General features: G+C 66.4%; 15 protein-coding genes. 7 read left to right on the plus strand and 8 right to left on the minus strand.

From position 1 onward, the window contains the following. Positions 1 to 2 precede the first annotated feature (2 nt). Genes AC3A6I_RS12905 through AC3A6I_RS12915 form a run of 3 tightly spaced genes read left to right on the plus strand, consistent with a single transcriptional unit; the run spans position 3 to position 2,975 of the window. Positions 3 to 1,331 (plus strand): MurL-like N-terminal domain-containing, encoded by a 1,329-nt coding sequence (locus tag AC3A6I_RS12905; RefSeq protein WP_487544121.1) that lies wholly within the window; start codon positions 3 to 5, stop codon positions 1,329 to 1,331. Further along, complete coding sequence (gene murD, locus AC3A6I_RS12910; RefSeq protein WP_487544122.1) at positions 1,321 to 2,643, plus strand: UDP-N-acetylmuramoyl-L-alanine--D-glutamate ligase; 1,323 nt, start codon at positions 1,321 to 1,323, stop codon at positions 2,641 to 2,643. Before AC3A6I_RS12905 ends, murD begins: the two co-directional genes overlap by 11 nt. Further along, entirely contained in the window at positions 2,643 to 2,975 is a 333-nt protein-coding gene (locus AC3A6I_RS12915) for an SMR family transporter (protein ID WP_487545023.1), read from the plus strand. The genes murD and AC3A6I_RS12915 overlap by 1 nt, the downstream gene beginning before the upstream one ends. Before the next feature lie 3 nt (positions 2,976 to 2,978). Here AC3A6I_RS12915 and AC3A6I_RS12920 read toward each other — a convergent pair whose 3' ends face one another. Beyond that, positions 2,979 to 4,619 carry a hypothetical protein gene (locus AC3A6I_RS12920; RefSeq protein ID WP_487544123.1) on the minus strand — a complete coding sequence of 547 codons (1,641 nt, stop codon included), beginning with the start codon at positions 4,617 to 4,619 and terminating at the stop codon, positions 2,979 to 2,981. A 370-nt stretch (positions 4,620 to 4,989) separates the two neighbouring features. Between AC3A6I_RS12920 and AC3A6I_RS12925 the strand changes: the two genes are divergently transcribed. Both AC3A6I_RS12925 and AC3A6I_RS12930 read left to right on the plus strand, forming a co-directional pair. After that, positions 4,990 to 5,436 carry a hypothetical protein gene (locus tag AC3A6I_RS12925; RefSeq protein WP_487544124.1) on the plus strand — a complete coding sequence of 149 codons (447 nt, stop codon included), beginning with the start codon at positions 4,990 to 4,992 and terminating at the stop codon, positions 5,434 to 5,436. A 444-nt stretch (positions 5,437 to 5,880) separates the two neighbouring features. After that, positions 5,881 to 6,393, plus strand: coding sequence for a hypothetical protein (locus AC3A6I_RS12930; RefSeq protein WP_487544125.1), 513 nt, complete (start codon positions 5,881 to 5,883; stop codon positions 6,391 to 6,393). A 156-nt stretch (positions 6,394 to 6,549) separates the two neighbouring features. Here AC3A6I_RS12930 and AC3A6I_RS12935 read toward each other — a convergent pair whose 3' ends face one another. Genes AC3A6I_RS12935 through soxR form a run of 3 tightly spaced genes read right to left on the minus strand, consistent with a single transcriptional unit; the run spans position 6,550 to position 7,808 of the window. Next, positions 6,550 to 6,750 (minus strand): DUF3008 family protein, encoded by a 201-nt coding sequence (locus tag AC3A6I_RS12935; protein ID WP_487544126.1) that lies wholly within the window; start codon positions 6,748 to 6,750, stop codon positions 6,550 to 6,552. A gap of 25 nt (positions 6,751 to 6,775) precedes the next feature. Then, positions 6,776 to 7,294, minus strand: coding sequence for an MgtC/SapB family protein (locus tag AC3A6I_RS12940; protein WP_487544127.1), 519 nt, complete (start codon positions 7,292 to 7,294; stop codon positions 6,776 to 6,778). 55 nt (positions 7,295 to 7,349) lie between these two features. Then, entirely contained in the window at positions 7,350 to 7,808 is a 459-nt protein-coding gene (soxR, locus tag AC3A6I_RS12945) for a redox-sensitive transcriptional activator SoxR (protein ID WP_487544128.1), read from the minus strand. Positions 7,809 to 7,914: 106 nt separating this feature from the next. On the opposite strand from soxR, the gene AC3A6I_RS12950 reads away from it, so the two are divergent. Beyond that, a complete protein-coding gene (locus AC3A6I_RS12950) occupies positions 7,915 to 9,354 on the plus strand; it encodes an MFS transporter (RefSeq protein ID WP_487544129.1) in 1,440 nt (479 codons plus the stop codon). A 100-nt stretch (positions 9,355 to 9,454) separates the two neighbouring features. Beyond that, complete coding sequence (locus AC3A6I_RS12955) at positions 9,455 to 9,715, plus strand: GlsB/YeaQ/YmgE family stress response membrane protein (RefSeq protein WP_487544130.1); 261 nt, start codon at positions 9,455 to 9,457, stop codon at positions 9,713 to 9,715. 54 nt (positions 9,716 to 9,769) lie between these two features. On the opposite strand, the gene AC3A6I_RS12960 is transcribed toward AC3A6I_RS12955, so the two are convergent. From AC3A6I_RS12960 to AC3A6I_RS12975, 4 genes are all read right to left on the minus strand, one after another. After that, positions 9,770 to 10,552 (minus strand): SDR family NAD(P)-dependent oxidoreductase, encoded by a 783-nt coding sequence (locus tag AC3A6I_RS12960; protein WP_487544131.1) that lies wholly within the window; start codon positions 10,550 to 10,552, stop codon positions 9,770 to 9,772. Positions 10,553 to 10,676: 124 nt separating this feature from the next. Then, positions 10,677 to 11,726: an NAD(P)-dependent alcohol dehydrogenase gene (locus AC3A6I_RS12965; RefSeq protein WP_487544132.1), complete on the minus strand. Its 1,050-nt coding sequence runs from the start codon at positions 11,724 to 11,726 to the stop codon at positions 10,677 to 10,679. 163 nt (positions 11,727 to 11,889) lie between these two features. Continuing rightward, positions 11,890 to 12,666, minus strand: coding sequence for an ATP-binding cassette domain-containing protein (locus tag AC3A6I_RS12970; RefSeq protein ID WP_487544133.1), 777 nt, complete (start codon positions 12,664 to 12,666; stop codon positions 11,890 to 11,892). Next, positions 12,663 to 13,763: an ABC transporter permease gene (locus AC3A6I_RS12975; RefSeq protein ID WP_487544134.1), complete on the minus strand. Its 1,101-nt coding sequence runs from the start codon at positions 13,761 to 13,763 to the stop codon at positions 12,663 to 12,665. The genes AC3A6I_RS12970 and AC3A6I_RS12975 overlap by 4 nt, the downstream gene beginning before the upstream one ends. Positions 13,764 to 13,984 lie beyond the last annotated feature (221 nt).

Consider the following 13,984-nt stretch of genomic DNA (forward strand, 5'->3'; position numbering starts at 1 on the left):
GCGTGACCGAACCTTTCGTCATCGAGGAACCGGCCTTCGACCCGGCCACCGGGGTCGCCAGCTTCGGCTATGGCCTCGACGGGCTGCAGTTCACCGAGGTGCTGACCTTCCCCGCCGGCAGCGATGCCGCGGCGGCGGACACAGCCGCCTTTGCAAGGCTGCTGCGCCTGACCGCTGTCGTCCTCGGCGTCAGCTACTTCAAGTTGCGCGCGCCGACCCGCATCCAGGTTGCCTTCCCGCTGACCACGCTCGAGCACACCTTCGCGCTCGATGTGTACGAGAACGGGCTCGGCGAGTTCTATGCCCGCAACAATCTCAAGCGCTTCGGCCTGATCCAGATCGAGGCCGCCGAAGGCACGGGCCCCGCCCCCACGGCGCCCGCCCTGCGCGACCGCGCGCTACTGCCCATCGGCGGCGGCAAGGATTCGCTGGTCAGCGTGCAGCTGCTCGAAGCCGCCGGCATCGACTTCACCCCGTTCGCGGTAAACGCCAAGGGCCCGATCCTCGGCTCGGTCGACAAGATTGGCCGGCCGCCTCTCTACATCAGGCGCGTGCTCGACGTCGAGATGATCCGGCTGGGCAAGGAGCCGGGCTATTACAATGGCCACGTACCCTCGACCGCCATCAACTCGATGATCGCGGCGCTGACCGCCCTGCTGTTCTCCTACAACCGGATCGTGCTTTCCAACGAGCGCTCGGCCTCCGAGGGCAATGTCGAGTTCGATGGCCGCGAGGCCAACCACCAGCATTCCAAGTCGATCGACTTCGAAAAGCTGATCGCCGATGTCCTGAGCCGGGCGACCGGCGGTAGCCTGGGCTACTTCTCGCTGCTACGGCCGTATTCCGAGGCGAAGATCGCCAGACTATTCGCCCGGGTCCAGCGCTTCGACCACGTGTTCTCGTCCTGCAACGAGAACTTCAAACTGGCCGGCCACACCGGCCCGCTCTGGTGCGGCAAGTGCCCGAAATGTCATTTCGTCTTCCTGATCTTCGCCCCGGTGATGGACAAGGACCGGCTGATCGGCATCTTCGGCCAGAACCTTCTGGCCCAGCCGTCGCACGAGCACTCCTTCCGCGAGCTCACCGGCCTTGCCGGCCAGAAGCCATGGGAATGCGTGGGTGAGATCGAGGAGGCGGCCGCCTGTCTCTACGCCCTCACCGAGCGCCCGGCATGGGCAAATGAGCCAATCGTTTCAATGCTCAAGCTCGACCTGCTGAATCAGTATGGCAAGGCGCGCCTCGAAGATGCTCTTGCCGAGTTGATGAGCGATAGCCCAGAACATCTCATCCCCAGGGACCTCTTCGAGCGAGTCGCCCCCCATGCGCTTTGACGAACCCGTCCTGCTCTATGGCGCCGGCCGCGAGGCCCGCTCCACCCGCGCCTTCATTGCGGCGAAGTCCCCGCACACCAAGGTGTTCGTGACCGTCGACAGCGGCGAGGCCGACATCGACGATACCACCTTCATCGCCCCCGCCGACCTCACCCAGGCCGTCGAGGCGCGGCTATTCTCGACCATCGTCAAGAGCCCGGGCGTGTCGCGCTACCGGCCGATCTTCGCCATGGCGCGCGAGGCCGGAATTTCCGTGACCTCGAACCTGAACCTGTGGGGCGAAGCCTATCGCGAGGGACGCAAGGTCATTGCGATTACCGGCACCAAGGGGAAATCGACGACCGCCACCCTAGTGCATCTGATGCTGGTTGAGTCGGGGCTCGATGCCGGCCTTGCCGGCAATGTCGGACTTGCCCCACTGGAGATCGCCGACAAGCACAAGATCGTGGTGTTCGAGCTGTCGAGCTACCAGACCGCCGACATCGCGTTCACGCCCGATATCGCTGCAATCACAAACCTTTCGCCCGAGCACACCGACTGGCACCGCACGGTCGAGCGCTACTATGCCGACAAGCTGAACCTGATCGATCGCGACGCCCCCTTCCCGGTGGCGCTGGGGGTCGGCGCCGATAATCACCCGCTCGTGCTCGAAGCGCTGCGCGACCCCAAGCGCGTCATCGCACCGCTCGCGCCCTTCCTCCACGACCGCATCGCCACCGCCGTGGCCCGCTCGCGGCTGAAGGGCGAGCACAACCTCAACAACGCCATGCTCGCTGCGCAGGTGGCAATGAAGGCCGGGGCCGATATCGAGGGCGTGATCCGTGGCATCGCCAGGTTCACACCCCTGCCGCACCGGCTCGAGGCGCATGAGATCGGCGGCGTGACCTTCGTCAACGACTCGATCTCGACCACGCCCGAGGCGACCAAGGCCGCGCTCGCCGCCTATCGCGACAACCGCATCGCGCTGATCGCCGGCGGCCACGAGCGCCACCAGGACTATTCCGAGCTGTCGCAACTGCTCGCGCCGCGCGGTGTGAACCTGCTCGTCTGCCTGCCGGTGACCGGCGATCGCCTCGCGACGCTGACCTATGCGGCGGCGCCCGAGATCGAAGTGGTCGAGGCCGGCACACTCGAGGACGCGTTCAAGGTCCTGGCGAGCCGCAGGGCCAAGTTCGACACCGTGATCCTCTCCCCCGGCGCGCCGAGCTACGGACAGCTCGAAACGCCCGGCAAGGTGTTCAAGAACTTCGAGGAGCGCGGCGCCGCCTTCGTGCGGCTGGCCAACCAGTACTTTGGAGCGGCCAAGCCGTGATGCTCGCCTATCTCTATCTCGGCATCGCGATCATCGCCGAGGTGATCGCGACCACCGCGTTGCGCGCGTCCGAAGGCTTCACCCAGCTTTGGCCCTCGACGATCTCGATCGCCGGCTATGTCGTCGCCTTCTACTTCCTGTCGCTGACGCTCAGGACCATGCCGGTCGGCGTCGCCTATGCCATTTGGTCGGGAGTCGGCATCGTTTTGATCTCCCTGGCCGGCTGGCTGATCTACAAGCAGCTGCTCGACCTGCCCGCCATCATCGGCATGGGCCTCATCATGGCCGGCGTGATCGTCATCAACCTATTCTCCAGGACCGCCGTCCACTGACCATCAGTACGGCCCGTTGAGCGCCGCCTGATCGATGCCGGCCTCGATCAACGTGGCAACGATCCCGTCGCGGAGCTCGGCATCGGGCAGGCGCTGGCGCAGCACCGCCAGGATTCCGTAGCGCCGGAACCGGCTGACTTCGAGCAATTGCGCGATCGAGCGGTTGAGCTCGTCCTGCGCCCCGAGCCGGCGGGCCGCAACGGCCGCGATCACCGAGCCGAGCTCGGCATCGCCGGCAGCCAACAGGGCCGCCTCACGCAAAGCCGCCTCGTTTTCGCCGTCACGCAGCGCATTGATCGCAGGAGCCTCGTGATACCAGTACGGCGCCGTCGTGGCCCGCACGATCGCACTGGCAGCAAGCGCCGCTCCCCGCTCCGACTGGCTGCGCTGCGACAGCAGCAATCCATAGCTGGCGAGCGCGTCGAGATCGGCCGGATTGAGTTGCAGCGCCGAACTGAACGCAGCCTGGGCCTCGCCATTACGACCCGTGGCAGCAAGGAAGACGCCATACTCGCGCCAGTTGGCGCTGGAGGTCGGCAGCAGCCGCAACGCCTCCTGCAACAGGCGCCGCGCCTCGGCGATGGGTTCTGGATCGGAGGCGAGCGGCGACTGTCGCAGGACCTGCTCCAACAGCAGCGATCCGCGGATCGCCAGCCCGGAGGCAGATAGCGGATTTCGCGCAAGCACCGCGTTGACGCATGTGCGGGCCCGTTCGCCGGTGGCCGGGTCGGCGCTGCCCCGATGCAGCGCGAATAGCAGCCCGCACAGATAGTCGGACTCGTTGCCGGCAATGTCCGGATTGGCCGCCAGCCACTGCACGGCATCGGCGTGCAGTGGTCCGTAGAGCGAGCCGAGCTGGTCGGCGAAACCGCGCGACAGATCGTCGAGGCTGCTCGACAGGTTTGCGGCATCGACGGACTGGGTCATCGACCAGACGGCGCTGTCGGTAGTCGCGCGCTTGAGACTCGCGGTCACCTGCACCGCCCCGCTCTCGCTGCGTGCGATGCCGGACAACTCGAACGGCACGGCGACCTGCGCCGCCGAACCAACCTCGAGCCGTGGGAGGTAGACGGCATCGATGAAGGGAAACAGGTTGAGATCGGTGACCAGCTCGACCGCCAGCCCCGCCACCCCGGCCGGCCGATCGCTGGTCCCCACGGTGCTGAACTCGGCAACCGCGACCGTCGGTGGCTGCGGCACCGTCAACCGCAACGGCCGCGGCGCCAGCACCTGGGTCATCACCAGCGCCACGCCCAGCGCCACGCCGACCAGCAGCACCAGCAACACGATGTCGTCGAGCTGCGAGAGGATCGACCTCCTCGGCTCGGGCGGCATGGGCGACGACGATGACGTCTCCACCGGTACAGCTGATTCACCCGCCTTGTCCGGGTCCCGGCTACCGATCTCGGGAACGTAGCGTCCGACCGGGAGGTAAAACCGGACGGCCTCGTTGCTGCCTTCGCCCGTGTAGTATTCCTCGAGCGCGGAACGCAGCCGCCGGGCCTGCACCCGCACGATCGGATCGGTCTGCGGATCAAAGCTTTGCGGCCGCCCGAACACGTCCACGGCGATGGCGTAGGCCTTGATGCCCGCCTCGTTGCCGCCGAGCTTGGCGTCCACTATGTACTTGAGGAACTTGGCCAATTGCGGAGAACGCGCCAGACCTGGCCACGCCTGGATACGCTCCAGCGCAGCCTCGATTTCGGCTCGAGATGGCAACCCTTCCGACACCCCGCTCACCCCCTTGCCGACGTCGCGTAACGTCCTTGATTTACATGTTAATCGCAAGGGGCATTACGGCCGGGTTACACCGGGTTGCCTATCGCGACTGTCATCGAACCATCATATGCGGCCCGTCGCTAAGCACAGCGCTCCGGCTCGAGCAGATACGCCGAGCCACCCAAACCGATGCAACGAGGCATCGGCAGCGCCCGACGCCCGCGGCGGGTTACCGACTATCGTTTGAGCTATCGGCCCAGTGCAGCACAGGACGCGTGCCGCAGAAGGAACCATTATGGACGCTTTTGGTGCCGGCCAGCCCTTCATGGCGTTGGTCGACGACGACTCTCATTCGGCCCGGTTGATGATCCGGATGCTTCTCGCCCACGGCGCTCCTTCGGTGAGCTGGCTTGACGGCGAAGCCATGGCGACGACCGAGATCGGCAAGCTGCTCGACAATGACAGGGCCACCCTGCCCGGCCTGGTCATCGTCGATCTCAAGTCGACCTCGACGGCGACGCCGGAATTCATCACCAGGTTGCGTGGCATGCGCGACGGACGCTCGCTGTTGATCGGCGCCCTAGCGCCCAACCTCGAGCGCGAGACCCGCGAAGTCTACCTGTCGGCCGGCGCCGACGCCGTGTTCGAGCGGCAGGCCAATATCGATTCTTTCCGCCGCGAGGCGGCAGCCATCGTGAGTTTCTGGGTGCGCAATCAGCACCTGGATGCGGTTGGCACGTAACTACTGCGTCCACAGGTTACGTGCCGGACGGGGAGCGTATTGCATCTCGGCAGACCATCGCCGAAGCGCATTCCCAAATACGCTCCCCGTTTCTTCCATGCGGGAACCCCGGTTCCCCACGACTACCGCCTGATCGCTGTTCATCCCTGCAGCGAACCGGGCGGCCCTCGGGCCGGCGACCCCAAGCGCCGACCCGACCTGGGCGGTCCGCCGCGTCCCCTCACGCGGCGGCCCGCCATTCTGCCGGAGAGACGGGGCGCGAGACTCCTGACGCGCTGCCCCGCCCTCTCCGGTTTCGGTGTGCCCCGGACTGTCCCTCCCGGTCCGGGCAAGCAGCAGCAGGCGCGGTCATGGCTTCTCCCTCCATGGCCGCGCTCCGCTGGCCGGCTTGACCGGCGCAGCCGGATCACCGCACTGTCCGGCCTCACCATCGGGAGGCCACCCATGTTCAGACTAGTCCTTTTCGCCGCTGCGACCGTCGGCCTCCTCGCCATGCCCGTTCTGGCGCAGGATGAAGCCGTCGACAATTTCGTGCTGCCGGCCTTCAACGGCGTCGCGGTATCGCAGGCCCCCGAGGCCGGGCTGGGCGTCTGCTTCAGCCCGATCGCCGAGGATGCGATGAGCTGCGCGGTGGCGCAATGCATGGAGCAGAGCGGGTTGGGCGAAGAGGAGTGCGCCCCCAACCTCTGGTGCTACCCGCATGGCTGGGTGGCCGACATCTTCATGCAGCACGCCGAGGGGCCGCATTGGCACAAGTTCGTGTGCGACCAGCAGGACCAGCCGAGCCTCGAGGCGATTGCGGCGGCCGAATGCGCCAAGGAGTATCTGGTCAGCTGCGAGATCGTCCGCGTCTGGGACAATGACGGCCAGCAGGTCTTCGGCGAAGGCGCCGACCCGCAGCTGCCCTCCGCCGAGGAACTGGAGCAGTCGAGCTCACCGGTGCCGGTGCCGCAATAGAGGGCAAAGCACTTCGGCGCTCGGTGGGAACCTCAGTCACGGAGTGTCATCCCTGCGAAAGCAGCGATCCAACCATCAGCCTGCGCGAGCGGAGAGCCGGATCCCTGCTTTCGCAGGGATGACATCCAGTGGGTGGGAGTCCGGACGCCGAGAGGCCTAGTGCTTCGTCTCTTTCTTCGACTTGTGCTGCGGCAGGTCCTTGCGGTCCGTTCCCGCAAACTCCTCGAGCTCCTTCTCGCTCATCGACTTGTACATCGATTTCGAGGCGCCCTGGAGCTCGCTGACCTTGGTGTCGCCGCGCTTGGCGGAGAGCGCCGCGCCGGCGGCTTTCTGCTGGGCCTGGGATTTGGCGGGCATGATGTCCTCCTGTTGCTGATGGGGATCAACGAGACTTGTCCGGCTCCGTTCCGTCCTGGACCTTCTCGTTCTCGGCGCTCACCACCTTGTGCGAGAAAGCCCGCATGGCGGCGAGCACCAGCACGGCGAACAGCGCCACCGCCAGCGCGATGAGGTAGTAGCCAAGCGCCGCGCACACGCCGACCGCGCCGGCGAGCCACATGCCCGCCCCGGTGGTGAGGCCCTGGACGCTCCCCCGCTGCTGGAAGATGGCGCCCGCACCCAGGAACGCAATGCCGGCGGTGACGGCCTCGATGGCGCGGATCGGATCGGGGTTCTGGCTGCCCCCCTCCAGCGCCTCCTCATAGATCTCGAAGGCGAGCGTGGTGAACAGCGCCGCCGCGAGCGCGATGAGGATATGGGTGCGCAACCCGGCCGTACCGGCCTGTGAGCCGCGCTCGAAGCCGATCATCGCGCCGAGCAGGCTCGCGATCAGCAGGCGGATGAGGATGATGTACTGGGGCTGGTGGGTCTGCTCGAAGCCGATGGCGGTAACGAGATCCATGGTGACGCTCCATTGACGCTTCGCGCTTCAACGGCGACGCCGATGGCCGGTTCCGTCAGCTCACGTAGCTGTCGTCGCCCTCGCGTACGAGACGGCGCGGCCCGCTGCCTTCGGCGCTGAGATGGTCGCCAAGATTCATCAGCGGACAGCTCGCGGTAGACAGGCACCCGCAGCCGATGCAGCCGTTCAGCTCGTCGCGCATACGCGTCATCAGCACGATCCGGCGATTGAGCTTGTCGTGCCAGACCTCGCTCATCTTGCGCCAATCGGCCGCTGAGGGTGTGTGCCCGACCGGCACATACGACAGCGCATCGGCGATCTCGGCCAGCGGGATGCCGAGCTCGGTGCCCATGCGCACGATGGCGAGCCGGCGCAGAACGTCGCGATCGTAGCGCCGCTGGTTGCCGGAGGTGCGGTGGCTGCGGATCAGCCCCTTGCGCTCATAGAAATGCAGCGCAGAGACCGCCAGACCGCTGCGCTCGGCCACCTGCCCCACTGTGAGTTCACGCGACATTTTCTGTTCGATGCCCTCTTTACCTCAACCACGGTTGAGGTTGTAGACACTAGCACCGTTCGCAAGGGGCACCAGCCCGAAACGAATCGAGAAGGCAGCTTTCGTCATGAACACCACCGAGAACGGCTGGCGCGCCGTGTTCGCCGAAGGGCGTGCGCTGGCGGCCATTACCTTCGCCAGCGGCGTCGGCCTGCAGGCCATGGAGACCTTCATCGTCGGCACGCTGCTGCCGTCGGTGGTGCGCGACATTGGCGGGCTCGAGCTGTTCGCCTGGAACACCACGCTGTTCATCGTCGCTTCCATCATCGCGGCGATCTTCGCTGCCGTGCGCCCGTTCGGCATCGGCCCGCGCGGCACCTATGTGCTCGCCGCCTTTGGCTTCGGCATCGGTTCGCTGATCTGCGGCTTTGCTCCCTCGATGGAGGTGATGCTGGTTGGCCGAGCCGTGCAGGGCTTTGGCGCCGGGCTCCTGACCGCAATGAGCTACGCCATGATCCGGCTCGTCTTCCCCGAGGCGCTGTGGGGCCGCGCCTTCGCACTGATCTCGAGCGTCTGGGGTGTCTCGACCCTGATCGGGCCGGCGATTGGCGGTGTGTTCGGCATGTTCGGCGCCTGGCGCGAGGCGTTCTGGATCATCGTGCCGCTCGCCGCGCTGCTCGGGCTGCTCGCCTTCCGCGTCATTCCGAAGCGCAGCGATGAGCGCGGCATGACGAAGTTTCCCGTTTCCCAGATTCTGCTGCTGACCGGCGCCGTACTCGCCGTGTCGGTAGCGTCCATCCTGACCGAGGGCGTGATGCTGCCTACGCTCCTGGTCGGACTCGCGGTGCTGGCGATCATTGCGCTGGGCGTGATCGACCGGCACCGCGAAACTCATCTGTTCCCGACGGGAACATTCTCGTGGCGCTCGCCGCTGGCCGGGCTGTTCGCGATGATGCTGCTGCTCAACCTCGCCATCATCTGCGACATGTTCGTGCCGCTGTTCGTGCAGAACCTGCACGGCCAGAGCCCGCTGATCGCCGGCTATATGGTCGCGCTCGTGGCGGTCGGCTGGAGCTCGGGCTCGGTGGTGACCTCGAGCTGGAGCGGATCGCGGGCGCAGGCGCTGCTGATCGTTGGGCCGGCGCTGCAGGCTATCGCCATCGCCGGCCTCGCCCTGTTCCTCGGCCGCGACAACACGGCCGGCGCCTGGCTGCCGCTCGTGCCGGTGGGCGTGTCGCTGCTGCTGCTCGGGACCGGCATCGGCATTTCCTGGCCGCACATCTCGGCCCGCCTGCTGCAGTCGGCCCCAGAGGGCGAAGGCGATCTGACCTCGGCCTCGATCTCGATGGTGCAGCTCTTCGCCGCCGGGCTTGGCGCGGCGGTGGCCGGCGTGATCGTCAACGGCGCCGGACTGGCCAGCAGCGAGGACGTCGCTGCCACCGTTTCTGCCTCGAACTGGCTCTACGGCCTGTTCGCGCTCGTGCCGCTGCTGACTATCCCGATCGCCTGGCGCATCGTGCGCGGCGAGCGGGTGATTCTGGCGGCGGCGGTCGAGCCGGCGGAATAGTCAACGTACTGACAGGAAACGCCGTTTCGGAACCGGACGGGCCTCGAACCGTTGCTTTGGCACCTGTCCCATTGTGGGACCGCTTCCAAAGGAGGCAACGATGGAAGGACTTGGCTGGATTCTCAGCATCGTCATCGGAGCACTCGCCGGCTGGATCGCCGAGCAGATCATGAAGTCCAATCAGGGGCTGCTGATGAACATCATCCTGGGCATTGTCGGCGCGGTCGTCGGCAACTTCCTGCTGATGCTCATTTTCGGGGCCACCATGGGCGGCATTATCGGCCAGCTGATCGTAGCAGTGATCGGCGCCTGCCTGCTCATCTTCATCGTCCGCGCCATTACCGGCCGCCGGGCGGTGTAGCTGCATAAGGGGTCGCCCTCCGGGCGGCCCCTTGAACATTCGGCCGCGTGGGCTTCAGACCGTCTTCAGCCAGCCGCCATCGACGAAATAGGTCGAGCCGGTGGAATAGCTGGCTTTGTCCGAGCAGATGAACACGAAGAAGTTTGCGAGCTCCTCGGGCGTCGCGAACCGCTTCATGCCGCCCGCTTCGTCGGCGACGCCCTGCAGGTGCGCCTGATAGCCATCCTCACCCGCCAGCTGCTTGGCCGTCTTGACCCAGTCCGGCGTCAGGACGAGGCCGGGATTGACCGTGTTGACCCGGATATTGTCGCCGACCACCTCGTTGGCGAGGGTCTTTGAGAACATCATCAGCGCCGCCTTGGTGGTGTTGTAGATCGGCTCGTACCACAGCGGCTGCACGGCGCAGATCGAGGCATTGTGGACGATGGCACCCCATCCATGCGCCTTCATCTGCGGCACCAGCCCGCGCCCAAGCCGGACGGCTGCCATCACGTGCAGGTCCCAGTAATACTGCCACTTGGCGTCGTCGGCTTCGGCGATGGTCTCGTTCGAGCCGGTGCCAGCATTGTTGACGAGGATGTGGGCGCCGCCGAGCTGGGCCGCAGCAGCAACCACAGCGGCGCAACCTTCGGCGGTCGCGACATCGGCGGGCACGCCGTGGGCCGATACGCCGAACTCGCGGGCGATGCCGGCGGCCTCGGCCTCGACGCGCTCCTTCCCGCGCGCGGTGATGAGGACGTTGGCGCCCTCAGCGGCGAAGCCGTTGGCTACGGCGAGGCCGATGCCCACGCTGCCGCCGGTGATGACGGCGAGTTTGCCCTTGAGGCCTAGATCCATTTGATACTTCCCCTCACCCTGACCCTCTCCCCAGAGGGGAGAGGGGACGCTCAGACCACCGGCAGTGCCACATCGCCCCCTCTCCCCTCCGGGGAGAGGGTCGGGGTGAGGGGCAGTGGCCTATCTACGCGTCTTCCATCAAAATCTGCAGCTTCACGTCCGTCGGCCGCGCTTCCACGGCGCGATCGAACGCCTTGATCGAATCCTCGAACTTGAACGTCTCCGAGATCAGCGGCTTGAGGTCGACGCGGCCCGAGGCCATCAGCGCGATGGCGCGGTCGTATTGGTGGGCGTAGCGGAACACCGAGGAGATCGTCACTTCCTTCACCGACAGCGAGGCGATGTCGAAATTGACCGGCTCGACCGGCAGGCCGACCACCACGATCGTGCCGCCGGGACGGACCACGTCGACGATGCCCTGCCAGGCGCGTGGGCTGCCGGAGCACTCGAACACGACGTCGGCACCCCAGTTGTCGGTGAGCGCGTCGACCTCGTCGAGCAGCTTTCTGTCGCGAATGTTGACCGGGATGATGCCCTGGTACTTGGCCGCGATATCGAGCTTGGGCTGGGCGAGGTCGGTGATGATGACGCGCGAGCAGCCGCCGGCCAGCGCCGCCAGCGCCACCATGGTGCCGATCGGGCCGGCGCCCATCACGATAGCGGTGTCGCCGGGCGTGATCCTGGCCTTGGTCGCCGCCTGCATGCCGACGGCAAAAGGCTCGACCATGGCGCCTTCGGCAAAGCTCACATTGTCGGGCAGCTTGAAGGTGTAGTTGGCCGGGTGGACCACGAACGGGGTCAGCACGCCGTGGATCGGCGGGGTGGCCCAGAAGGTGACGGCCGGATCGATGTTGTACATCCCCAGCCGCGCCGCCTTGGAATTCGGATCGGGCACACCCGGCTCCATGCAGACGCGATCGCCGACCTTGAGGCTGGTCACCCCTGCCCCGAGCGCGACCACGGTGCCGGCGGCCTCGTGGCCGAGCACCATCGGCGCGTTGACCACGAACGGGCCGATCCGGCCATGGGTGTAATAATGCACGTCCGAGCCGCAGACGCCGACCGTGTGCAGCTTGATCTTCACCTCACCCGGACCGGGATCGGCGGGGAGATCGATGTCGCGAAGCGTGAGCTGGTGCTGTTTCTCGAGGACGAGGGCGCGCTGCAGGGTCATTTCTTCTTCTTTCGTTGAGGCGAGAGGAAGGCCCCCTCACCCGCCGCTTTGCGGCGACCTCTCCCCCAAGGGAGAGGTGCAGTTGTGGCACGATCTTGCCCCCGGCTCACCTCTCCCTTTGGGGGAGAGGTCGGTCCGCAGGACCGGGTGAGGGGGCCTTCGGTCAAGCCACCTCCATCTCCGGAGGTTTCATCGCTCCCGTCATGATCGCCACCGCGTCGCTCATCGAGAAGTCCTTGGGGTTGATCACCGCGATGCGCTTGCCCAGCCGGTGGATGTGGATGCGGTCGGCGACCTCGAACACGTGCGGCATGTTATGCGAGATGAGGACGATCGGCAGCCCGCGGCGCTTCACGTCCAGCATCAGCTCGAGCACCCGGCGGCTTTCCTTGACGCCGAGCGCCGCCGTCGGCTCGTCCATGATCACCACCCGGCTGCCGAACGCGGCGGCGCGGGCCACGGCGACGCCCTGGCGCTGCCCGCCTGACAGCGTTTCGACCGGCTGGTTGATGTTCTGGATCGTCATCAGTCCGAGCTCGCTGAGCTTTTCCCGCGCCACCTTCTGCATGCGGCTGCGATCGAGCCGGCGGAACAGCGAGCCGGTAATGCCCGGCTTCCGCAGCTCGCGGCCGAGGAACATGTTGTCGGCGATGGAAAGCGCCGGCGACAGGGCAAGGTCCTGGTAGACGGTCTCGATGCCGGCGAGGCGGGCTTCGAGCGGCGAGCGGAAATTCACCGGCTTACCCTCGAGCAGGATTTCGCCGGCATCGGGGATCACGGCGCCGCACAGCGCCTTGATCAGCGTCGATTTTCCGGCGCCGTTGTCGCCGATCACGCCCAGGATCTCGTTGGGCATGAGGTCGAAATCGGCATGGTCGAGGGCGACCACGCGGCCATAGCGCTTCATCAGGCCACGCGCCTCGAGAATAGGCTGGGTCATGCCGACACCCTCCGGATCCACTGGTCGATGGCGACGGCGACGATGATCAGCGCGCCGACGGTGAGCTGGCGCCACAGCGGATCGACGCCGGTGAGCGATAGGCCGCTATCGAACACGCCCACGATCAGGGCGCCGAACAGCGTGCCGAGGATCGAGCCGCGGCCGCCGAACAGCGAGGTGCCGCCGATCACCACGGCGGTGATGGCATCGAGATTGGCGGTCTGGTTGCCAAGCGGCGAGACGGCGCCGACGCGGCCGATCAGGATCCACGCGGCGATGCCGCAGAGCAGGCCCGCGAGACCATAGACGCCGATGAGGGTGCGGTTGACCTGGATGCCGGAGAGGCGCGCCGCGTTCGGATCGTCGCCGATGGCGTAGACATGGCGGCCGAAGGCGGTGCGGCTCAAGAGGTACCAGATGAAGGCGGCGACCACGATCATCAGCAGCGAGCCGGTCATCAGGAACGGTCCGCCCGCCGGGGTGCCGCTTGGTCCGTTGCCGAGTGAAACGCGCCCGCCCATCTCAAGCAGGAAATCCGCATTGGTTTCGAGGTCGACCTTGCGGATGGTCGCCGCGTTGGAAACCAGCGTCACCAGCGCGCCGAAAATGCTCCAGCTGCCCAGGGTGACGATGAAGGGCGGCATCTTGAGCTGGGTGATGATCAGGCCGTTGAACAGGCCGCAGACGAGCCCGGTGGCGATGCCGATGATGAGCGAGAGCGGCGCCGGAATGCCGTAGTCGATCGAGAGCTTGCCCATCACGATCGAGCTCAGCACCATGATGGCGCCGACCGACAGGTCGATGCCGGCGGTGATGATGACCAGCGTCTGCGCGGTGCCGAGCAGCGCGATCAGCGTCACCTGGGTGAGGATCAGCGACAGGTTGAGCGGAGCAAAGAAGCGGCCGCCGGTGACGAAGGCGAAGATCACCACCGAGATGATCAGGATGATCGCCGGGATCATCGTCGGGTACTGGTGGAAGAAGTGCTGGATGCGCCGCAGCGGGCTCATCCGCTCCTCCTCGAAGCTGGCCACGTTGTCGGCCACGCCGGTGAGGCCTCGTTCCGCGGTCGCCGAACCGCTCGCGTCATCACTCATGTCGTCCCCCTCCCCTGGGAACTGTCCATACTGGCTCTCACGGAATCTGAGGTGGGACTGGCTCCCCTCCCCCTTGCGGGGAGGGGCTGGGGGTGGGGGTCGATCGGCGATCACCGAACTACCCCCACCCTCGATCCCTCCCCGCAAGGGGGAGGGAGGCGACAGGGCCCGCGAACTCAGCTCAATTCCACGAGAATGCAGCGTCGGTTGCCCGGCGCTGC

The organism is Devosia sp. Soil_C_22 (assembly GCF_057657195.1).